The organism is Azospirillum brasilense, assembly GCF_003349955.1.
Taxonomy (GTDB): Bacteria; Pseudomonadota; Alphaproteobacteria; order Azospirillales; family Azospirillaceae; genus Azospirillum; species Azospirillum brasilense_B.
In genome coordinates, this window is record NZ_QLKQ01000001.1 from 191,594 (window position 1) to 212,220 (window position 20,627).

Below are 20,627 nucleotides of genomic sequence, written 5' to 3' on the forward strand. Positions count from 1 at the left end.
ATCGTCATGAAGGTATTGTCTCGCTGGCTTCTGGCGTCTGTCGCTGTCGTCGCAGCCGGCTCGGTTTCTGCGAACGACAGTATTCTCAAGAATGAAGCGAACCCCAACAACTGGGCGTCCCAGCTCGGCAATTATGCCGGGCAGCGGTACAGCCCCCTCGACCAGATCACCACCAACAACGTCAAGAATCTTCAGGTGGCGTGGTCGTTCTCCACCGGGGTTCTGCGCGGCCATGAGGGCGGGCCGATCGTCGTTGGCGACGTGATGTACATTCACACGCCGTTCCCCAACAAGGTCTTCGCGCTGGACCTCAACAATCCGGGGCGGGTCATCTGGAAATATGAATCGGTCCAGGACCCGACCGTCATTCCGGTGATGTGCTGCGACACCGTCAACCGCGGCGTCGCGGTTGCCGACGGCAAGGTCTTCCTGGCGCAGGCGGACAACACACTGGTGGCGCTCGACGCCAAGACCGGCAAGGAGATGTGGAAGGCCAAGAACGGCGACCACACCAAGGGCGAGACCCTGACGGCGGCCCCGCTGGTGGTCAAGGACAAGGTCTTCGTCGGCATCAGCGGCGGCGAGTTCGGCGTGCGCGGGCATCTGACGGCCTACGACACGAACAGCGGCAAGATGGTGTGGCGGGCCTTCTCGACCGGTCCCGACGCCGACGTGAAGATCGACCCGTCGAAGACGATGATGATGGGCAAGCCCATCGGGCAGAAGGATCTTGGCGTCTCGACCTGGCCGGGCGAGGAATGGAAACGCGGCGGCGGGACGACCTGGGGCTGGTACACCTACGATCCGGCGCTCAACCTGATCTATTACGGCACCGGCAACCCCGGCACTTGGAACCCGACGCAGCGGGCCGTCGACAAGGACCGGGCCAAGAGCGACAACAAATGGTCGATGACCATCTTCGCCCGCGATCCCGACACCGGGGAGGCGAAGTGGGTCTACCAGAAGACTCCCTTCGATGAATGGGACTTCGACGGCGTCAACGAGAACATCCTGGCCGACATCAACATGAACGGCCAGCAGCGTAAGGTGCTGGTCAACTTCGACCGCAACGGCTTCGCCTACACGCTGGACCGGGCGACCGGTGAATTGCTCGTGGCGCAGAAGTACGACCCGACGGTCAACTGGGCGACCGACGTCGACATGAAGACCGGACGGCCGAACGTCGTCGACAAGTACAGCACCTTCGCCAACGGCGAGGACAAGAACACCGCGGCCGTGTGCCCGGCGGCGCTCGGCACCAAGGACCAGCAGCCGGCCTCCTTCTCGCCGGACACCGGGCTGTTCTACGTCCCGACCAACCACATCTGCATGGATTACGAGCCGTTCTCCGTCTCCTACACGGCGGGGCAGGCCTATGTCGGCTCGACCGTGTCCATGTACCCGACGCCGAACTCGCACGGCGGCATGGGCAACTTCATCGCCTGGGACGCGGCGGCCGGCAAGATCGTCTGGTCGCGGCCGGAGCGCTTCGCGGTGTGGAGCGGCGCCCTGTCGACCAAGGGCGGCGTCGCCTATTACGGGACGCTCGAAGGCTACCTCGTCGCCGTCGACATGAAGGACGGCAAGGAGCTGTGGCGGTTCAAGACCCCGTCCGGCATCATCGGCAACATCAACACCTACACCCACAACGGCAAGCAGTATGTGGCCGTGCTGTCGGGCGTCGGCGGCTGGGCCGGCATCGGTCTCGCCGCGGGGCTGACCCAGGAGGCCGGGGCGCAGGCGTGGCACAACGCCGTCCATCCCGGCCACACCGAGGGCGGGGGTGTGGCGACCGCCGGCCTCGGCGCGGTCGGCGCCCACCAGTCGCTGGGCGAATACACCCAGCTCGGCGGCGTCCTGACGGTGTTCCACGTTCCCGACCAGAAGTGATCGGCAGACCTGCCCCCGGTGCCGCAACGCACCGGGGGTTTTGCTTTGGAGTCTTCGGCATTCACTGGGACCCGGCTTCCGGGCAAGGATCTCGACATCCATGAAACGCAGATTTGGTTTGCTGACCGGTGCGCTGATGGTGGGCACCGTCGCCTGTTTCGCCGCCCTGGCGCAGGACGCGCCGACGACCCCCGACGGGACACCGACCTACATCGTCAAGGACGGTCAGGTGGACAAGGGAACCTACAACGGCTACCGCCGCTTCCACGCGACCTGCCACACCTGCCACGGCTTCGACGCGTCGGGGTCGTCCTTCGCCCCCAGCCTCGCGGACTCGCTCAAACGCCTCAACTACGACGAGTTCAAGGAGGTCGTGGTCAACGGCCGCCAGAACCAGGGCGCCACCGGCGACAAGGTGATGCCCTCCTTCGGCCTCGACCCGAACATCATGGATCACCTGGACGACATCTACCGCTACCTGAAGGCGCGGGCCGACGGCGCGCTGCCCGGCGGACGCCCCCAACGCATCGGCGGCTGATCCGGCGGAGGGAGACCCTTCATGGCATTTCCTTCTGTGCTCACCGTCGTCACCATCGCCGCGGCTCTGCTGTCCGTCACCGCGCCGGCCCGCGCCGTCGAGGTGACGGAGCGCGAGACCGTGCGCGTCTGCGCCGACGGCAACCTCCTGCCCTACTCCAACGAAAAAATGGAGGGTTTCGAGAACGAGATCGCCCGCCTCATCGGCGAGGATCTGAAGAAGCCGGTGACCTATTACTGGTGGCCGCAGACCATCGGCTTCGTCCGCAACACGCTGCGCGCGCGGCAATGCGACCTCGTGATGGGAACGGCCTCCGGCGAAGAGTTGATGCAGAACACCAACCCCTACTACCGGACCGTCTATTCCCTCGTCTACCGCACCAAATCGGGCATCAAGGCGGAAAGCGTGGGCGATCCGTCCCTGAAGGACGCCCGCATCGGCGTCATCGAGAAGACGCCCGCGGTCAACCTGCTGCGCCTTTACGGAATCACCCGGACGGAGCCCTATCAGCTCAACACCGACACGCGCGCCAACAACCCGGCCCGCGACGCCATCGAAGACGTCGCCGCCGGCAAGACCGACGCGGCGGTGATCTGGGGGCCGATCGCCGGCTACTTCGCCGCCCAGCAGACCGAACCGCTGACCGTCGTTCCACTGGTCAAGGAGCCGGCGGTCGCCCGGCTGCAATTCAACATCTCCATGGGCATCCGCTCCGACGAGCCGGAATGGAAGCACTGGCTCAACGACTTCATCAAGCGCCGCCAGGACGACATCGACCGCATCCTGCTGCGCTACCACGTCCCGCTCATCGGCCCCGACGGCGCGCTGAAGACCGCCGCCGCCATCGAGCCGCCGGGCTATCGGATGGACCAGTACCGCGCCCCGACCCCCGCCGGCCTGTCCGGCGCTTCCACCGTGACCCTGGCGGAGCTGCGGCGGCTGATCGAGCATTTTCCCGACACGCGGCTGGTCGACGTGATGCCGGCGCCGCCGCGCCCGGCCGACCGTCCGGCGCCGGCCGTGTGGGTTCCGCCGCCACGCCGCAGCCTGCCGGGGGCGGTCTGGCTGCCCAACGTCGGTTACGGCAGCCTGTCGGGCGAACAGGAGCGCTATTTCCGCGCCGGGCTGGAGACCGTGAGCCGCGGGGATCGGGCCGCCCGGCTGGTCTTCTTCTGCGAGCCGGACTGCTGGATGTCCTGGAACGCCGCCAAGCGCGCGGTGGAGTGGGGGTACGGCAATGTCTACTGGTATTCCGACGGCGCCATGCGCTGGCAGGAGGCGGGATACGGGCTGGAGACGGTCGAACCCTTCGCCGGCGGCGCGTCGAACTGACCGACCCCGCTCACCTCAGTCCAGGCGGGCGGCGATGTCCCGAGCGATGCGGCCGGCCTTCTGTTCGAACTGGACCGGCTGTTCGCACAGCGCCGTCTGATTGCGCCGCCGCTCGTCGAGGATGCGCCGCCGCCACGCGATCTCCTCACGCAACGCCGTCGCCTCGGGGGCGTCGGCGGGAAGCGCCTGAAGACGGGTCAACGCCGCGTCGATGCTGTCGAGCAGGACACGCTGCTGGTGGGCGTAGCGCTTGATGGCCGAAATGGCCTGCCCGCGCTCCTGATTGAGCGCGTCGAAGGCTCCGGCGAACAAGGCGGTGAGGGCCATGTTGCGGTCCGTCGCCGCCCCGTTGGCCTGCAGTTGGTCGGCGAAGCGGTCGATCGCCGACTGCTCCTGCTCCGGATCGAGCCGGCGGTCGAGGAGTTGCTTCAGGACCGGTTCGGTGCCGGGAATGCCGCGCCAGTCGCCTTCCTTCCCCTCGATGGGGTCGCCGGGCCAGATCTGGCCGGACGACAGGGTCGGCACGAGGATCTGAACGCAAGGCCAATCCGGGTCGCTCCCGGCCGCCCCCGCCGGGATAGAGGCCGCCGGGACAGACGCCAGGGTGAGCAACGCGACAGCGAGGACAGCGGAGCGGTGACGCATGATGGGATTCTGCCGGACATCGGGCGCTCCTGCCCATCCACGCATTCGGATGAGGCCGACGGAGTTCGCCGCGACGGCGCTCCTGTTCCTGCTGCTGAGCGGCGCGGTTCCGGCGGCGGCGCAGGCGCCGGCCCGGGTTCTTGTCTTCGATCTGGAACTGGTGGACACCAGCCGGGAGCCCCCCGATCCGGACCATGCCGGACGGCTGGAGCGGGTGACGGCGCTGCTGCGCGACGGGCTGAAGGACGGCGGCTACGCGGTGACCGGCGTTCGCGACAGCACCATCGCCGCGGAGGTGCCGGCGTCGCTCTACCGCTGCAACGGCTGCGAGCGCGACCTCGGGCGCCGGGCCGGCGCGGACATCGTGGTGACGGGTTTCATCCATAAGATCAGCACGCTGATCCTCAACATGCAGATTATAATGCGCCGCACCGGAGACGGCGTTGGAGATGACGGTGGCGACGGCGACGTCATCGCCGTCGCGAACGCGGACATCCGCGGCGACAACGAGCGGTCGTGGCGGCGCGGCGTCGAATGGCTGCTGCGTCACCGCCTGCTGGCCGCACCGCCGTCCGACCGGTGACGAACCCTGACGACATCCGAGGCGGGGGAGCCAACCTTCGTCCGACACGGGGAGGAGGATCGCTTGGCCGACGACGCTTTGCTCTCCTATGTGCCGTACCGCCCGGCGGCGAGCCGCGTCCGGTACTACGACATCACGCTGCGCGACTATGTGGACCAGTTCCGGATCGGCGTCTGGGACGAGGAAAAGGAGCGCACGCAGCGCGTCCGGATCAACGTCTCGTTGACGCTGCCCTGGCCCGACCGGCCGATGACCGACAGCCTGGACGAGGTGCTGTCCTACGATTTCCTGATCGACGGCATCCGCGCCCTGCGCGACGGCGCCCATGTGAACCTCGTCGAGACGCTGGGCGACCGGATCCTCGCGCTGTGCTTCTCCAACCCGGATGTGACTCGCGCGCGGGTGCAGGTGGAGAAGCTGGACGTAGTCCCGGAATCCGGCGGCGTCGGCATCGTTATCGAGCGCTCCCGCCCCGAGGGAGCGCGAACGGCATCATGAGCAGCGCGCCGTTGTGGGTCGTGAAGCTGGGCGGCAGCCTGTGGCGCGCCCCGGAATTGCGACGCTGGCTGGAGATCCTGGCCGCGGCGCGGCGCCTGCGCGTCGTGATCGTCCCCGGCGGCGGTCCCTTCGCCGACGCCGTCCGCGACGCCCAGCCGGCGCTCGGCTTCGGCGACCGCGCCGCGCACCGCATGGCCCTGCTCGCCATGGAGCAGTACGGAACCGCCCTGGCCGACCTGGAGCCGCGTCTGACCCCCGCCCGCAGCCTCGCCGATCTGCGCGGCCGGCCGAGCCCGACCGTCTGGATGCCGCTTCCCCTGGCGGACAGCGCCGACGTGGCGGAGAGCTGGGACGTCACCTCCGACAGTCTGGCGGTCTGGCTGGCCGGCGCGCTCGGCGCCACCTGCGCGGTCCTCGTCAAGTCCGCTCCGTTGCCGGACGCCGTCACTCCCGTGATGCAACTCGTAACGGAGGGCATCGTCGATCCGGCCTTGCCGGACCGCATGGCGCGCTACGACGGGGCCGTCTGGTGCGTGTCGCGGGACGAGCACCGGCGTTTCGCCAAGGCGCTGGACCAGGGCAACCCGTGCGGTACCCACCTTGCCCTGCCCGACGATCAACAGGATGCCGATGGCTGAGCGCCCCAAGCACATCCTGTTCCTGACCGGCGCGCTGGCCGAACCGCGCCTGCGCCATGTGCTCGCTGCGCTGGAACCGTTGGAGTTTCGGACCACGGTGGTCAATCTCGGCATCAAGGTCGCGGCGCTGGCGACGACGGAGATCGTGCTGCGCCGCCTCACCTCGACCGAGGGGGCCGACCGCATCCTGCTGCCGGGGCGGTTCCGTGGCGACCTCGACCGGCTGTCCGCCCATTTCGGCGTGCCCTTCGAGCGCGGTCCCGACGAACTGGATGATCTGCCCCAGCATTTCCGGCGTCAGGCCGCCCCGCTCGATCTCAGCCGCTACCATACAAAAATCTTCGCCGAGATCGTCGAGGCGCCACTGCTTGGGGTCCCGGCCATCCTGGAACGCGCCGCCCGCTTCGCGGCGGACGGGGCCGACGTGATCGACCTCGGCGGGCTGCCCGACCATCCCTTTCCCCATCTGGAGGAGGCGGTGGCGGCGCTGCGCGAGGCCGGCCACACGGTCAGCGTCGATTCCCTCGACCCCAGGGAGTTGCTGCGCGGTGCCGGGGCGGGCGCCTCCTACCTGCTCAGCCTGACCGAGGAGACCGCCTGGGTCGCCCGCGAGACCGACGCGGTGCCCGTCGTCATCCCCACCACGCCGGGCGATCTGCCGTCGCTCTATCGTGCGCTGGACGCCATCCGCGGCGCGGGACGCCGTTGCATCGCCGACCCGATCCTGGAGCCGATCCATCACGGATTCACCGACTCCCTGCTGCGCTACCGCGAGGTCCGGGCGCGCCATCCCGACCTGGACATCCTGATGGGGGTCGGCAACGTCACCGAACTGACCGATGCCGACACGCCGGGGATGACCGCGCTGCTGATGGGGATCGTCTCGGAACTGCGCATCGACCACATCCTGACGGTGCAGGTCAGCCTCCATTGCCGCCGGACCATCCGCGAGTTCGACGCGGCACGGCGCCAGTTCTTCGCCGCCGCGGAGGCCGGCGCCCTGCCCCGCAACGTCGGCGACGCCCTGCTCTGCCTGCGTGACCGCAAGCCCTTCACCAGCACGCCGGAGCAGGTGGCCGACCTCGCCGCCCGCATCCGCGACCCGAATTACCGGATCGAGGTAACGGAACAGGGGGTCCATCTCTACAACCGCGATGGGCACCATGTGGCCGGCGATCCCTTCGCCCTGCTCCCGCACATCGATCCCCGCACCGATATGGGGCACGCCTTCTATCTCGGGGCGGAACTGGCCCGCGCGCAGATCGCCTGGCAGCTCGGCAAGCGCTACAGCCAGGACAACGAACTGCGCTGGGGTGTGGCGGTGGACGCGCCCGGCGACACCGGAGGGGGCGGGACGTGACCTTCATCCGCGAAACCATCATCACGAGCTGCGACGCGGCGGGCACCGTCCACGTGGCCCCCATGGGCGCCACGGTGACGGAGACCGGCTATGTCCTGGCCCCCTTCCGCCCGTCGCGCACGCTCGACAACCTGCTCGCCACGCGCTGCGCGGTGGTGAACTTCACCGACGACGTCCGGGTGTTCGCCGGCTGCGTCACCGGGCGGCAACGCGACTGGCCGACCGTCCCGGCGGAGCGCATCCGCGGCGCGGTGCTCGCCGGAGCGCTGGCGCACGAGGAGTTGGAGGTGGCCGCGGTGGAGGACGACGGCGTGCGCCCGCGCCTGGACTGCCGCCCGGTGCATCGCGTCACCCACCGGCCTTTCCGCGGCTTCAACCGGGCCCAGGCCGCCGTGGTGGAGGGCGCGATCCTGGTCAGCCGCCTGCATCTCCTGCCGCCCGAGAAAATCGACCGCGAAATCGACTATCTGTCCATCGCCATCGGCAAGACCGCCGGCCCCGTGGAGCTGGAGGCGTGGGGCTGGCTGCTCGACCGCATCGCCGAACATCGGGCGGTCGGGGAGAGGGCACCATGACCCGGCTGCTCGCCAGCGTTGCGTCCCTGGAGGAGCTGACGCTCGCCGCACGGGGTGGTGCGGACATTCTGGATTTGAAGGATCCGAAAACAGGTGCGCTCGGGGCGTGGCCGCTGGACGGCATCGTCCGCGCCGTCGATACGGCCCGCCAATGGCCCGTCCGTGCGCCGCTGAGCGCCACCGTGGGTGACCTACCGATGACCCCCGCGATCGTGGCGGGGCGGGTGGCCGAAACCTGGGCCTGCGGCGTCGATTACGTCAAGATCGGCCTGTTTCCATCCGGTGATCCGGCGGGCTGCGTGACGGCACTGGCGCCCGACACGCGGCGGGGCGCCCGCATCGTCGCTGTGCTGTTCGCCGATCTTTGGAACGACCCCGGCACATTGCTTCCCGACATCGCGAAAGCCGGCTTCGCCGGAGCCATGCTCGACACCGCGGGAAAAGGCTCCGGCGGGTTGCTGCGGCACAAGACGAAAAACGAGTTGGCGCGCTTCCTGGCACAGGTACGCGGTTACGGCCTGCTGACCGGGCTCGCCGGTTCACTGCGCCTGGACGACATTCCGGCGCTGCTGCCGCTCGCGCCCGACTATCTCGGTTTCCGCACCGCGCTGTGCGCCGGCGCCGACCGGGGCGGCGCACTGGACCCGGCCGCGCTGGCCGCGGTCCGCGACGCCGTCCCGAAACAGCCCTTCACCGGTTGAACGCGCAATCCGCTACTGCCCGGCCCCCTGCTTCGGCGGTTCGGAGGTGGCGTTGCCGCCCTGCGTCACCGAGCCGCCACCGATGGTGCCCTGCCGCTGTCCGGCCAGGGAATTGTCCGGCAGAGCGCCGGTACCGCTCGTGGAACCGCCCGACGCACCGGACGCCGGCGAGTCCGGCATGGAGGTGCCGGACGTGCCGCTTTGTCCGCCGCCTTGATGACCGCCGCCTTGAGTAACCCCGCCGCCGACGGTGCCCTGCCGCTGCCCGGCCAGGGAGTTGTCCGGCAGAGCACCGGTCGATGGGCTGGAGCTTTGGCTTCCCGAGCCTTGAGGCATCGCGCCGCCCGTGCTTTGGGCCGACGCCGGAACCGCCGCCGCGGCCGACGCGAGGGCCAGCAGAGACGCACCGGCCAGGACGTGCAGATGTTTCATGGACCTATCCTCCGGCATGATGTTGGACGAATCTGGGAACGGTCGGGCGCTGTTAACCCGCGTCCTTCGTGCTGCGGTTGTGGCGGGACGCTTCGCCCATGCGGCCGATGTCCTCCTTCGCCCGCTCGTCCCGGCCGGCGTCCTGCGGTTCGTCCTTCTTGAAGTCCTGCTCGCTGCTAAGAACGCTCTTCTCGCCGCGCGGCTGGTCCTGAGCCTTGTCGGAATGTCCCGTCATGACGTTTCCTCCACCCGAGCCCGCCCGGCGGGATGACCGGACGGTCGTCTGTGCCATCAACCGCAGGTCGCCGGGGGCGGTTCCACCCGTCGTGTCACCCCTGTTCCGCCGGCCCGCCGCGGCGGGCCCAGAAGCCCCGCCCGGGATCGTAAGCGAGGATCGCTCCCCCCAGGAACAGCGCGAGGCACGCGGTGACGGCCAGGAACGCCGTGCCGTTGAATTGCAGGTACAGAGCGAAGCGGATCAGTTCGACCGCCTGCGTGAAGGGATTGATCCCGGCGATCCAGGCGAGCGTCGGGCTGCCCTCGCGGATGCGCCACAGCGGGTAGAGCGCGGAGGAGGCGAAGAACATCGGGAAGATGACGAAGTTCATCACCCCTGCGAAATTCTCCAGCTGCCGGATGAAGGAGGACAGCAGGAGGCCGAGCGCGCCCAGCATCAGCCCGCTCAGCACCAAGGCCGGCAGCACGGCGAGATAGCCGGGTTCCGGTGGCTGGACGCCCCAGAACCAGGCGATGGCGAGGAAGACATAGACCTGGGCGATCGACACCAGGACGCCGGCCAGCAGCTTGCAGACCAGCAGGTACCAGCGCGGCAGCGGGCTGACCAGCAGGGTCTTCATGCTGCCCATCTCCCGGTCGTAGACCATGGACAGCGAACTCTGCATTCCGTTGAAGAGCTGGATCATCGCCACCAGCCCCGGCGTCACGTAATCCTCGTAGAGGATGTAGGTCTCGTAGGGTGGAATGATCGACAGGCCGAGCACCGCGCGGAAGCCCACCGCGAAGATGGCCAGCCAGACCAGCGGCCGCACCAGGGCGGCGAAGAACCGCTCGCGCTGGTGCACGAAGCGCAGCCCCTCGCGGACGATCACCGCGCGCAGGCAGCGCCAGCAGAGCGTCGCGTTCATTCCCGGATCCCCTTCGCGGTCAGCCGGGCGAAGGCATCGCCCAGGGTCGCGGCGCCGGTGGCGGCGCGCACCGCCTCCACCCGCCCGGTGGCCAGCACGCGCCCGCGGTGCAGCACCACGACGCCGTCGCCGTCGCGCGCCTCGTCGATCAGATGGGTCGCCCACAGAACGGCCAGCCCCCGCTCCCGGCAGAGGTCATGCACATGGTCGAGGACCTGCCGGCGCAACTCGATGTCGAGCCCGACGGTCGGCTCGTCCAGCAGCAGCAGACTCGGGCGATGGAGCAGCGCGCGGGCGATCTCCACCCGCCGCCGCTGCCCGCCGGACAGGGTGCGCACGCGCTCGTCGGCGCGCTCGGACAAGCCGATGCGGGCCAGCTCCTCGCCCGCCCGCGCCTCGATGTCGGCGGGCGCCAAGCCATGCAGCCCGCCATGGTAGCGCAGGTTCTGGATGACGGTCAGGTCCGGGTCGAGTGTGGGCTGCTGGAACACCACGCCGATGCGCGCCAGCGCCTGGGCCGGGTGCCGGCGCATGTCGAAGCCGAAGACCCGGATGCTCCCCCGGCGGGTGTTGTAGAGCCGCGTGATCAGGGAGAAGAGCGTCGTCTTCCCGGCGCCGTTGAGCCCCAGCAGCACGGTGAACCGCCCCGCGGGGACGCCGAACGACACGCCGTCCAGCGCCGCCCGCGCCCCGAAGCTGTGGCTCAGCCCCTCGACCGCCAAAACCGGGGCCGCCGCGGCGTCACCGGAACGGGCTTGCGGATCGGGTGGCGCGGTTTCGAAGCAATCCATGTCGTCTCCATCGCCCATCACTGCCGCTGTCCAAACCCTCTCCCCTCTGGGGAGAGGGTGGCCCGCAGGGCCGGTGAGGGGGATGTCCATGGCGGTATGTCCGGCAAAAGCGCAACCCCCTCACCCTAACCCTCTCCCCAGAGGGGAGAGGGGATAAGGAAAGCCCCCATCACGGCTTCACGATCACGCCCCAGGGCGCGCCGCCGACCGAAATCGACTTCACCACCCGGCCGCGCTCCAGATCCATCACCGACATGTCGTTGCTGACGCCGTTCGTCGTGTAGAGGCGCTTCTCGTCCGGCGACAGCGCCAGATTCCACACGCGCTGGCCGACGAGGTGGTAACGTTTTACCTCGTAGGTCCTGGCGTCGATCTCGGCGACCCGGTTGGCCGGGCCGAGGGCGACGAAGGCGCGCTGACCGTCGCTGGTCAGCTGGATGCCGACCGGCTGGATGGATTCACGCGGCACGCCCTGGACCGCGAAGCTGATCTTGTGGACGAGCTTGCGCGAGGCCGCGTCGATGACGCTGACCGTCCCGCCGACCTCCGACGACACCCAGACGAAGCGCCCGTCCCCGGTGAACTGGGCGACGCGCGGGCGCGCATCGACCAGCACGTTGTCGACGATCTTGTGCGACTCCGTGTCGATGAAATGGGCCATGTTCGTCGTTTCGGACGTGTTGACCAGGATCTTGCCGTCCGGACTGACGCCCATGCCCTCCGGCTCCACCCCCACCTGGATCTCGCCGATGATCTTCTTGGTCGCGATGTCCACCACCGAGACCATGTTGTCATCCTCGTTGGCGACGTAGAGCCGGTGCCCCTGCGGGTCCAGGACGAACAGCTCCGGATCGGGGCCGGAGGGCAGCCGGTCGACCACCTTCTGGGTCGCCACGTCGATGACGTCGATCCGGTTGTCGTCGCCGACGCAGACGAAGATCTGCGTCATGTCCTCGTTGAAGGTGATGCCGCGCGGCCGGCGTCCGACCTTGATCGTGGCGACCACTTGAAGCTTGCCGCCGTCCACCACCGAGACGGTGTTGCTCTTCTCGTTTGACACGAAGATCGTGTCCGCCTGCGCGGGCTGGGCGACGGCGAAGCCCAGCAACGCTAAAGCGCCGATCCGGGCGGCTCCTCCGGTTAACGACATGATGGTCCCTCCCATGGTTGCCCCCTGCCGGGGCTTGTCTCAGCGGCTGCGGCAGCGGCTTTCCGGCCGGTCGTCGCCGAGCGTGTCGAGTTCTGAGAATTGGTGCAGATAGCCCGGCTGCGGCGACACCGAGACGAGCACCCGCGGCCCGGCCAGCAGCACCGGCTGCCGGAGCTGCCCGTCCCACTCCCGGAAGGTCAGCCCCTGCCCCTTGAAGGCCGGCAGGGCGAAGTCCGAGCCGCGCACGAAGGCGGCGAGTGCCGCGGGGTCGGCGGATTTGGTGCGCGTCGCCGCCTCGCCCACCGCGCGGACGGCCATCCAGGCGGTGTAGTCGCGCGGGCGCATCCAGCGTCCGGCCTGCCGTTCGAAGCGGCTGTGGATCTGCGTCGCCCCCCACTGTTCATGCACGCGCGACCACGCGGTCGGGACGAGGCCATGGGTGCCGGCGACCGGACGGGGCAGCCACGTCTGGTAGAGCAGATACTCGCCGAACCCGTCCGCCTCGTCGGCGACGACCAGCACGTCGTGCTCGGTGCCCTGGGTGAAGGTGAGGATTTCCGACTGCACGGTGACGTGCCCGGTGTCGACGCGGCGGTTCGCGTCCTCGAAGGTCCAGCGCCTTTCCTCGACGATTTTGGCGCGGTAGCGTTTGGCGGCGGCGCGGATCGCGTCGGCGTAGGCGGCGTCCTGCGGCGTCCGCCCCACCACCAGCAGCCAGTTCATCCATTTCCGCGAGGCGAGATACTGGGCCAGCGCGTCGGCCTGCATCCGCCGGCTGGGCGTCACATGCAGCAGGTTGGCGCGGCAGCGCTCGTTGCGCAGGTCGTCGTCCGGGGCGCGGGTGTTGAAGATCAGCATGTCGGCCGCCTCGGGCGCCGCCGCGGCGGCCAGCAGGGCGTCCTCCTTGAGGTCGGCGACGAGCAGGCGCACGCCCTGCCCGGCGAGGTCGCGCACGGCGTCCTCGACGCGCCCGTCCTCCGGCACCGTCACCTCGACCAGATCGAAGCGCTGGTTGAGGAACCGCCCGGTCGTGTTGTTGTCGGCGATGGCGAGGCGGGCGCCCTGGACGCCCTCGTCCTCCGACACCGGTTCGAGGAAGGTCTGGGGAATCCGCGGCTCCTCCGCGCGGGTCAGATAGCCGATGCGGACCACCAGCGGATCGGCGGCCCAGGCCGGGGTCCCGAGCAGGAGCGCCACGGCGATGGTCAGAAGGGCGGCGGCCTGGCTTACGGGTGCGCGCCCGCTACGCTTCCGCAAGAACAAGCACCTCTCCGATTCCGCCGGCCGAACGGTCGCCGATAAGGCGCCGGGCACGGGTTCCGGCGGTTGGAAATCCACTGGGCCAAGCCCCGCCATCGATCAGCTCCTTCCGCATCAGGTCCAGAAACAGCCAGTCGTTCATGCCGCCGTCGACGAAGCCGGACGGAACGGCGTCCGGCGCTTGGGCCAGCAGGATGGAACCGCGCCGCATGGCCTGCCCCGGATCGGGGCCGCAACCGGCACCGACGACGATGGTCCCGGCGATCATCCGGGCGCCGCACAGGCTTCCCACCCGGCCGTGGACGGCGATCAGCCCCCGCCGGATCCGCTCGCCGACTCGGTCGCCGGCGTTGCCCATGACGACGACGGAGCCGCCGCTCATGCCGCGCGTGCCGCCGGCCAGCGGCGCCCCCAGAAAATCGCCAGCATCCCCCGCGACGCGCAGGCGTCCGCCGGACATTTCGGCGGCGGCGAAGGCGCCGCAGTTCCCCGCGACCGCCAGCGTGCCGCCGCGCATGGCGCTGCCGGCGTAGGCGCCGCACTCCCCCTCGACCCGAATTTCACCAGTGTTCATGCCGGTCCCCACCCCGTCGAGCACCGCGCCACCGGGATGCAGAATCAGGGTACCGGCAGGGCCGCTGTCCTCCAGCGTGAACAGCGCGTCCAACCGGTGACGCCCCCGCCCACGGACCAGCATCAGCCCGGCCAGCGCCTCCCGCCCGCCCTCGGCCAGCCGTTCGGGCAGGACGCCGGACATGTCGATGGGCGGACCGGCAGGGTCTCGGATGGTGAGGACGATGCCACTCATGCCATGACCTCGTGCAGGCGAAACTGATAACGGCCGAGCTTGCCGCCGTAATTGCCGGCGGTGACCGACACGACCCCACCCGCGGCGCCGAGGTCGGCCACGGCGCCGATGCCCGCGCGCATGGCGGCGGCGACCGTCGCCTCGCTGACCCCGTCGATGACCAGTTCGAGGATGGACTCCACCCCCTCCGGCACCAGCGACGCCGGCACCGCCGCCCGCAGCGTCGGGCAGAAGGCGGTGTTGGTGGAGGCGATCAGACCCTTGTACTTGCCGCCGATCTTCGAGCCGGAGCGCACCACCCCGCCGGGAAAGGGCAGGATGGCGCCCGGCACGTCACGGATCGCCAGGACCGCGGCTTGCGCCGCCGCCAGCCCGGCGCGGCGGTTCGCCGCCAGGATGATGACGTTGCCGCCGCCGACGCCGTCGACCGCCGCGGTGGCCGCCTCGCACAGGAACTCGCCATCCATGACCGGGATGCGCCAATAGCGGCGGGACCCGACCCGCTTGGCAATCTGCCAACCGTCGCCGAAATAGCGCAGCGCGTTGCCGAGCGGGATTGTCGGCCCGTCCCGCAGCCCCGCGTAGCAGGCCGTCCCGGGGCAGGTCATCACGCATTGCCCGACGCGGCGCGCCACCTGCTTCGCCAGCTCCGCCTTGGACATGGCGAACAGCAGCACCGCGGCGCCGGGCCGGGAGTCCGGGGTCTCATCGGGCGGCAACACGCGCTCCATCGCCGCCTCGCAGCCGCAGGCGATCACCGAGGTGGCGAAGCCCGTCATGCTGACCACCGCCGCCTGGACCCAGGCCGGCGTATCGGCGGTGATGACCAGCCGCGTGCCGAGCATGGGGAAGGCCTCGGCGAAGGTGTCCTCGATGTGGACGCCGTTGAGCCGCATCAGAACGCCCCCGGCAGACAGGCGTGGCGGATCAGGCCGGCACCGCCGCGCATTTCGTCCTCCGCGATGCGGAAATGCGTCAGCCGCTGGCCCATGCGCTCGTCGAAGCGGCGCGCCATCCAGGACTCGATCGTCGGGTCATACGCGGGCTCCACCACATGCGTGCGCCCCTGGAGGAACGCCACCACCACGCCGTCGCGGACGATCAGCCGGCCGTCCTTGAAGACGAGGTCCGGTGTCTCGAACATGGCGCGGCGGTCCGGCCGATCGGTGTAGACGGTGATGTCAGCGACCGCCCCCGGACCGAGATGGCCGCGGTCGGTCAGGCCCAGGATGCGCGCCGGCGCGGCGCGGGTCATGGTGGCGATCTCGCCCAGCGAATACTCGCGCGTCAGCGTCCCCAGGATCGTGTGTTCCGGCAACGCCGGGTGCAGCTCCGCCATGCGGGCAAGGCGGTGGTCGCGATCCATCAGCAGGCGGATCAGCTCGGGGTAGCTGGTGAAGGGGGCGCCGTTCGGGTGGTCGGTGGTCAGGAAGATCCGCCAGGGGTCTTCGATGAGCAGGAACAGCTCCAGCCCGATCGCCCATTGCAGCGCGTTGACGAAGGCCTTGTCGCGGTAGCGGAAGGGCACGACGCCGCAGCCGGCGTCGCATTCGATGTCCATCATCACCCACTTCTTCGGGTGGGCGAGCCCGGCATTGCCCATCTGCGCCATGGTGTCGGCCGAGGCCGTCACCGTCTGGCCGAACATGATCTGCCCGACATCCACCGAGATGTTGGGCCGGCCGTTGACCGCCTCGGCCACACGCGCGGCGGCGGAAGAGAATTTCCGGTCGCCCTCCATGCCGTAGGCGTGGAACTGGACGTGGGTGAGGTGGAGCCGCAGGCCATCGACCGCCGCGATGCTGTCGAGCGTCGCCTCGACGTTGCCGGGAACACCCAGGTTGAAGCCGTGCAGATGCAGCGGGTGCGGGATGCCCAGCCGCTGCACCGCCCCCGCCAGGGCGGTGAGGATGCGGCGCGGCGTGATGGCGTGGAAGGGGCCGGTCTCGTCCACGTCGAGACGGCGCTGGTTGTACTTGAAGGCGTTGATGCCGCCGGGATTCACCGCCTTGACCGCGAGGCTGCGCGTGGCGTTCAGCATGAAGCCGACGTAATCGGCCACCACCTCCTCTCCGGCGCCGGAGGCGAGAAGCTCCAGCAGCAGGTCGTCGTTGCCCAGCACCAGATAGCCGCCGGTGTCGATCAGCGGAATATCCGCCATTTCCAGATGGGCGTGGCGGGCGTTGCTCGGCAGCATCGCCGGCTCGAAGGCCGCCGTGTAGCCCATCTGGGCGTAGCGGCAGCCCGTGGCGTGGGTGGACGGGGTGGCGAGGCCGACGCATCCGCAAGGCTCCTGCGCCGCCGCGCGATGCTCCTCCGCCATCAGCAGCCGCGCGATGTTGACCTTGCCGCCGGCGATGTGGCTGTGGATGTCGATGGCGCCGGCCATCACGACCCGCCCCGACAGATCGTAAACCTCGTCCGGCGCGGCGCCGGGGCCGGGATCGGCGACGATCCGCCCGTCCTGGATGAACAGGTCGCCCACCGCGCCGTCGCGCCCGTTGGCCGGGTCGTAGACGCGCCCTCCGGCAAGCTTCGTCAGCATGCGGGGACCTCCTGCGGCAAGGCGGCGGCGATGGCCTTCAGCACGGTCGCGGCGTCCGGCAAACCACGGTCGATCAGGCGCCGCGCGCGCAGGGCGACCACCGTGTCGCTGCGGAAGATGTGGGCCGCATGGTCGATGCCCGGTGTGCCGACGGGGATGAACACCGCCGGCTCGTCGGCCATGGCCGTTCCCGGCGGGGCCAGCGCGATGACGGTCTGCCCCGCGGGAAAGGCCGGCACCTCCGGCCGGAAGGCGGACACCCAGACGACGGCGTCCGCCACCTCCGCATAACGCGCCCAGGCAAAGCGGTGGGGATCGTGCAGCGGCATCCCTCCGGCCAGCGACGTGCGCAGCGGCACGCCGAAGCGCCACGTGCAAACCTGATTGACTCCGACCACATTGTCGTGCCCGGCCAGCGGCAGACCGGCGCAGCGGGTGTGCCGGTTCGCGTCGCGGACGAGGCGGACCAGCCGCTCCACCGTCAGGTCGGCGTGCGGGCTTGCAAATGCAGCGGCGGCCCAGGCCACGACGGCGTAGCGCGCCTTGCGCAGCCGCTCCGCCAGCGCGGCGATGTCGCGAGCCGCGATGCCGGCGGCTCCAGACGCGCGGGACGGATCGGCCAAGGCCGCGGCCAGCACCGCCGCCGCGTCCCCAATCTTCGCAGGGTCACCGACCAGGACGGTGACGGGAAGACCCGAGAGCGCGGTCCGCGTGGCGTCCAGCGGCTCGCCGCACAGGAACACCACCTCGCGCGACGGCGGCGTCTGCAAGGCCGGCGCGGGCGCCACCCAGCGCTCGAAGAGGCGGGGATGAAGCGCCGCCGGGTCCGGTCCGGCCACCAGCAGCAGGTCGCAGCGGTTGCGCAGTTCGGCCAGGGTGGTCGCAATCCAGCCCGTGCGCTGGAGCACCGCCAGATTGCGGTACAGCCCGTCGGACAGCGCGTGATCGATCACCGCCCCCAGCCGTTCGGCGAGTGACAGGGCGGCCCGCGCCCCATCGACGTCGGTGCCGAGCCCGGCCACCAGAGGCGCCTGCGCCGCCCCCAGCAGCGCGGCGGCAGCCTCCACCGCCTCCATCAGCGGCACCGGAACGCCCGCGACGCGGGGCGGTTCCGCCGGTGGCGTGCGGGAGAAACGTTCGCACGCCACCGGGCAGTCGGTGGAGCGCACCGCCAGCGTCGTCGGCGGTTCCTCCTCGACGGTCAGGTCGTCGCAGCCGAGGCCGCAGAACGGGCACACGACGTCGCGATGGACGACAGGTCGCGCGACGGGAGGGGTTGGTCGCTCGCTCGCCATGCCGTCAGTCGTACTTGATGTAGGCGAAGCGCGGGTCGTCGCGGGGCGTTCCCTCCAGCGCACCGCCGTCGCGGGCGGGTTGCCACTGGATGACCTCCTCGATCTTGCGGGCGAGGTCGAAATCCTTGTCGGTGATGCCCTTGGCGGAATGGGTCTTCAGCCGCACCTCGACCCAGGCGTAGGAGGCGGTGAGGTCCGGGTGGTGCCACGCGGCCTCGGCCAGATGGCCGACCGCGTTGATCACCATCAGGGTGCCCTTCCAACTGTTCGTCTTGTACTTTCGCCGGATCCAGCCGTCCTCGAACCGCCACCGCGGCAATATTTGCTGCAGCCGCTCAACGATTTCAGAATCGGAATAGGTGGTTTCCTGAACCGCGGTCATGTCTTCCTCCCCGAAGTGACCGAACAGTCCTCACCCCGAAGAGGTATATACTATTGGATCGGGGTCTTTCTTTAACGAAAGATTATCATGACCAAAAGAACGACGCAACTTTCCTTAAGCGAGTGAGGTCCTCATGCCACTCGGCGTCGATGAAGTCAGGGAGGTGCGGGTCACGGCGCCCGCGCGGTTGCATCTGGGGTTTCTCGACATGAACGGCGGTCTGGGCCGCCGCTTCGGCAGTTTGGGCCTGACGCTCGACGGCATGGCGACGACCCTCCGCGCGCGCCCCTCCGACCGCCTCTGCGCGAGCGGCCCGTCGGCGGAGCGCGCGCTGAAGGCCGCAAGGACGGTCTGCGACCGTTTCCGCTGGCCGGCGCGCGCCGAACTGACGGTGGAGGAGGCCATTCCCGAGCATGTCGGGCTGGGGTCCGGCACCCAGCTCGGTCTGGCGGTCGGCACCGCGCTCGCGCATCTGCACGGCCGGCCCTCGACGGTGCGCCGCCTCGCCGCGGAGCTGGAGCGCGGCGCCCGTTCCGGCATCGGGATCGGCGCCTTCGAGAAGGGCGGCGTCATCCTGGACGGTGGCCGGGGGGCCGACGACGCGCCGCCGCCCATCGTCGCGCGCCTGCCCTTTCCAGAGACCTGGCGCGTCCTGCTGATCCTGCACCGCGACGGCCAAGGGCTGCACGGCACTGCCGAGCTGCAAGCCTTCAAGGCCCTGCCGCCCTTTCCGGCGGAGCGGGCCGGGCATCTCTGCCGCCTGCTCGTCATGGCGGCGCTTCCGGCGCTGATCGAAGGTGACGCCGACCGTTTCGGGCGGGCGGTGGGCGAGTTGCAACGCACCGTGGGCGACCATTTCGCCCCGGTCCAGGGCGGGCGCTTCACCAGCCCCCTGGTGGCCGAGGCGCTGGCGTGGCTGGAGGCCGAGGGCATTCCCGGCGTCGGGCAGACGTCCTGGGGGCCGACCGGCTTCGCCATCATCGGCGACGCCCGGCGGGCCGAGGCCCTGCTGGCGGAGGCGCGACGCCGCTGGGCGGGGTCCGCGCTGGATTTCCATCTGGCGCGTGGCCGCAACGACGGCGCGACGCTGGAATCCACCACCGACCGGGTGGTGCTGCGGGCCTCCTGACCCCACACACCCGAGCCAAGCGGGAGGCGCGCGATGGCCGCACCCTATGTTCTGCACATGCTGACGCCGCTGAAGCACGTCAGCGCCTTCGACGTCAACATGGCGGCGGACGCCGGCATGGGGCCGCTGTTCCCCTACACCGGCGTCGCGCTGGACGAGGTCACCGGCATCACCCAGGACGCGATGTTTTCGCGTGATCCGGCGAACGCGGCGCGCACCGGGCTGTTCATCGGCGGGCGCGACGCGGTCCTGGCGCTCGACATGATGGACGCCGCCCGCAAGGCGATGTTCGCGCCCTTCACCATCTCGGTCATGGTCGATCCGTCGGGCGCCTTCACGACGGCCGGCGCCATGGTCGCCGTCGTCGAGCGCGCCTTGCGCCGCAGCCACCCGGACGGGATCAAGGGGCTGACTCTCAAGGTGTTCGGCGCGACCGGCGTGGTCGGCGGAATCGCCGCGGTGATCGCGGCGCTCGCCGGCGCGCGCGTCACCCTGGTCAGCCACCGCGGCCTGTCGGGCGTAGAGCCCAAGGCTGCCGAGTTCCGCCGCCGTTTCGGGGTGGAGCTGGCCTGCGCCGACGCGCCCGACGACGCGGCGCGGGAGGCGCTGCTCGGCGATGCCGAGGTGGTGTTCGGCTGCGGGCGGGCCGGCGTTCAGATCCTGTCGGCGCGCAACCTCGCCGCGGCGGGCCGGCTGCTGGTCGCGGCGGACATCAACGCGGTGCCGCCGTCCGGGATCGAAGGGGTCGGCGCCAAGGACAACGGCACGCCGCTTCCCACCGGGCGCGGTGTCGGCGTCGGCGCGCTGGCGGTCGGCGCCGTCAAGTTCCGGGTGCAGCACGCCCTGCTGACACGCCTCGCCGCGACGAAGACGGCGGTGTATCTGGACTTCTGCGATGCCTACGACGCCGCCCGCCAGATCGCCGGCTGA

The 20,627-nt window shown here is 69.9% G+C and carries 23 protein-coding genes; 11 read left to right on the top strand and 12 right to left on the bottom strand.

Translation table 11 applies throughout. The features are described from left to right. Positions 1-6: 6 nt before the first annotated feature. The 3 genes from DXK32_RS00825 to DXK32_RS00835 all read left to right on the top strand — a co-directional run bounded on the left by DXK32_RS00825 (position 7) and on the right by DXK32_RS00835 (position 3,760). Positions 7-1,890 (top strand): methanol/ethanol family PQQ-dependent dehydrogenase, encoded by a 1,884-nt coding sequence (locus tag DXK32_RS00825; protein ID WP_114856747.1) that lies wholly within the window; start codon positions 7-9, stop codon positions 1,888-1,890. 100 nt (positions 1,891-1,990) lie between these two features. Beyond that, a complete protein-coding gene (locus DXK32_RS00830) occupies positions 1,991-2,428 on the top strand; it encodes a c-type cytochrome (protein WP_114856748.1) in 438 nt (145 codons plus the stop codon). Positions 2,429-2,449: 21 nt separating this feature from the next. After that, positions 2,450-3,760, top strand: a complete 1,311-nt coding sequence (locus DXK32_RS00835; protein ID WP_247876906.1) for a quinoprotein dehydrogenase-associated putative ABC transporter substrate-binding protein — start codon at positions 2,450-2,452, stop codon at positions 3,758-3,760. Positions 3,761-3,775: 15 nt separating this feature from the next. On the opposite strand, the gene DXK32_RS00840 is transcribed toward DXK32_RS00835, so the two are convergent. Continuing rightward, complete coding sequence (locus DXK32_RS00840; RefSeq protein ID WP_247876907.1) at positions 3,776-4,285, bottom strand: hypothetical protein; 510 nt, start codon at positions 4,283-4,285, stop codon at positions 3,776-3,778. Between the two features lie 169 nt (positions 4,286-4,454). Between DXK32_RS00840 and DXK32_RS00845 the strand changes: the two genes are divergently transcribed. From DXK32_RS00845 to DXK32_RS00870, 6 genes are all read left to right on the top strand, one after another. Further along, positions 4,455-4,988: a DUF3280 domain-containing protein gene (locus tag DXK32_RS00845; RefSeq protein ID WP_114856750.1), complete on the top strand. Its 534-nt coding sequence runs from the start codon at positions 4,455-4,457 to the stop codon at positions 4,986-4,988. Positions 4,989-5,051: 63 nt separating this feature from the next. Further along, on the top strand, positions 5,052-5,486 hold the full coding sequence (locus tag DXK32_RS00850) for a dihydroneopterin aldolase (protein WP_035680384.1): 435 nt from the start codon (positions 5,052-5,054) through the stop codon (positions 5,484-5,486). Then, complete coding sequence (locus DXK32_RS00855) at positions 5,483-6,124, top strand: aspartate/glutamate/uridylate kinase (RefSeq protein ID WP_114856751.1); 642 nt, start codon at positions 5,483-5,485, stop codon at positions 6,122-6,124. The genes DXK32_RS00850 and DXK32_RS00855 overlap by 4 nt, the downstream gene beginning before the upstream one ends. Continuing rightward, entirely contained in the window at positions 6,117-7,484 is a 1,368-nt protein-coding gene (locus DXK32_RS00860) for a DUF6513 domain-containing protein (protein ID WP_114856809.1), read from the top strand. The genes DXK32_RS00855 and DXK32_RS00860 overlap by 8 nt, the downstream gene beginning before the upstream one ends. Further along, positions 7,481-8,059: a DUF447 domain-containing protein gene (locus tag DXK32_RS00865; protein ID WP_114856752.1), complete on the top strand. Its 579-nt coding sequence runs from the start codon at positions 7,481-7,483 to the stop codon at positions 8,057-8,059. Before DXK32_RS00860 ends, DXK32_RS00865 begins: the two co-directional genes overlap by 4 nt. After that, positions 8,056-8,760 (top strand): (5-formylfuran-3-yl)methyl phosphate synthase, encoded by a 705-nt coding sequence (locus tag DXK32_RS00870; RefSeq protein ID WP_114856753.1) that lies wholly within the window; start codon positions 8,056-8,058, stop codon positions 8,758-8,760. Before DXK32_RS00865 ends, DXK32_RS00870 begins: the two co-directional genes overlap by 4 nt. Positions 8,761-8,772: 12 nt before the next feature. Here the strand turns inward: DXK32_RS00870 and DXK32_RS00875 are convergent, their stop codons facing one another. The 11 genes from DXK32_RS00875 to DXK32_RS00925 form a co-directional block, all read right to left on the bottom strand. After that, entirely contained in the window at positions 8,773-9,192 is a 420-nt protein-coding gene (locus DXK32_RS00875) for a hypothetical protein (RefSeq protein ID WP_114856754.1), read from the bottom strand. A gap of 52 nt (positions 9,193-9,244) precedes the next feature. Further along, positions 9,245-9,427, bottom strand: a complete 183-nt coding sequence (locus tag DXK32_RS00880) for a hypothetical protein (protein WP_114856755.1) — start codon at positions 9,425-9,427, stop codon at positions 9,245-9,247. Positions 9,428-9,521: 94 nt separating this feature from the next. Continuing rightward, entirely contained in the window at positions 9,522-10,337 is an 816-nt protein-coding gene (locus DXK32_RS00885; RefSeq protein ID WP_114856756.1) for an ABC transporter permease, read from the bottom strand. Beyond that, a complete protein-coding gene (locus tag DXK32_RS00890) occupies positions 10,334-11,128 on the bottom strand; it encodes an ABC transporter ATP-binding protein (RefSeq protein WP_205215602.1) in 795 nt (264 codons plus the stop codon). The genes DXK32_RS00885 and DXK32_RS00890 overlap by 4 nt, the downstream gene beginning before the upstream one ends. Positions 11,129-11,297: 169 nt before the next feature. Further along, complete coding sequence (locus DXK32_RS00895) at positions 11,298-12,278, bottom strand: PQQ-dependent catabolism-associated beta-propeller protein (protein ID WP_114856758.1); 981 nt, start codon at positions 12,276-12,278, stop codon at positions 11,298-11,300. A 39-nt stretch (positions 12,279-12,317) separates the two neighbouring features. Continuing rightward, positions 12,318-13,535, bottom strand: coding sequence for an ABC transporter substrate-binding protein (locus DXK32_RS00900; RefSeq protein WP_114856759.1), 1,218 nt, complete (start codon positions 13,533-13,535; stop codon positions 12,318-12,320). Next, positions 13,522-14,346 (bottom strand): formylmethanofuran dehydrogenase subunit C, encoded by an 825-nt coding sequence (locus DXK32_RS00905; protein ID WP_114856760.1) that lies wholly within the window; start codon positions 14,344-14,346, stop codon positions 13,522-13,524. The genes DXK32_RS00900 and DXK32_RS00905 overlap by 14 nt, the downstream gene beginning before the upstream one ends. Further along, entirely contained in the window at positions 14,343-15,242 is a 900-nt protein-coding gene (gene fhcD, locus DXK32_RS00910; RefSeq protein WP_114856761.1) for a formylmethanofuran--tetrahydromethanopterin N-formyltransferase, read from the bottom strand. The genes DXK32_RS00905 and fhcD overlap by 4 nt, the downstream gene beginning before the upstream one ends. After that, positions 15,242-16,891, bottom strand: coding sequence for a formylmethanofuran dehydrogenase subunit A (locus tag DXK32_RS00915; RefSeq protein WP_114856762.1), 1,650 nt, complete (start codon positions 16,889-16,891; stop codon positions 15,242-15,244). Before DXK32_RS00915 ends, fhcD begins: the two co-directional genes overlap by 1 nt. After that, positions 16,885-18,186: a formylmethanofuran dehydrogenase gene (locus DXK32_RS00920; protein ID WP_114856763.1), complete on the bottom strand. Its 1,302-nt coding sequence runs from the start codon at positions 18,184-18,186 to the stop codon at positions 16,885-16,887. The genes DXK32_RS00915 and DXK32_RS00920 overlap by 7 nt, the downstream gene beginning before the upstream one ends. A 4-nt stretch (positions 18,187-18,190) precedes the next feature. After that, positions 18,191-18,568 (bottom strand): 4a-hydroxytetrahydrobiopterin dehydratase, encoded by a 378-nt coding sequence (locus DXK32_RS00925; protein WP_114856764.1) that lies wholly within the window; start codon positions 18,566-18,568, stop codon positions 18,191-18,193. A gap of 133 nt (positions 18,569-18,701) precedes the next feature. Here DXK32_RS00925 and DXK32_RS00930 point away from each other — a divergent pair, with 133 nt between their 5' ends. Continuing rightward, positions 18,702-19,697, top strand: coding sequence for a beta-ribofuranosylaminobenzene 5'-phosphate synthase family protein (locus tag DXK32_RS00930; RefSeq protein WP_114856765.1), 996 nt, complete (start codon positions 18,702-18,704; stop codon positions 19,695-19,697). 33 nt (positions 19,698-19,730) lie between these two features. Then, entirely contained in the window at positions 19,731-20,627 is an 897-nt protein-coding gene (locus DXK32_RS00935) for an NAD(P)-dependent methylenetetrahydromethanopterin dehydrogenase (RefSeq protein WP_114856766.1), read from the top strand.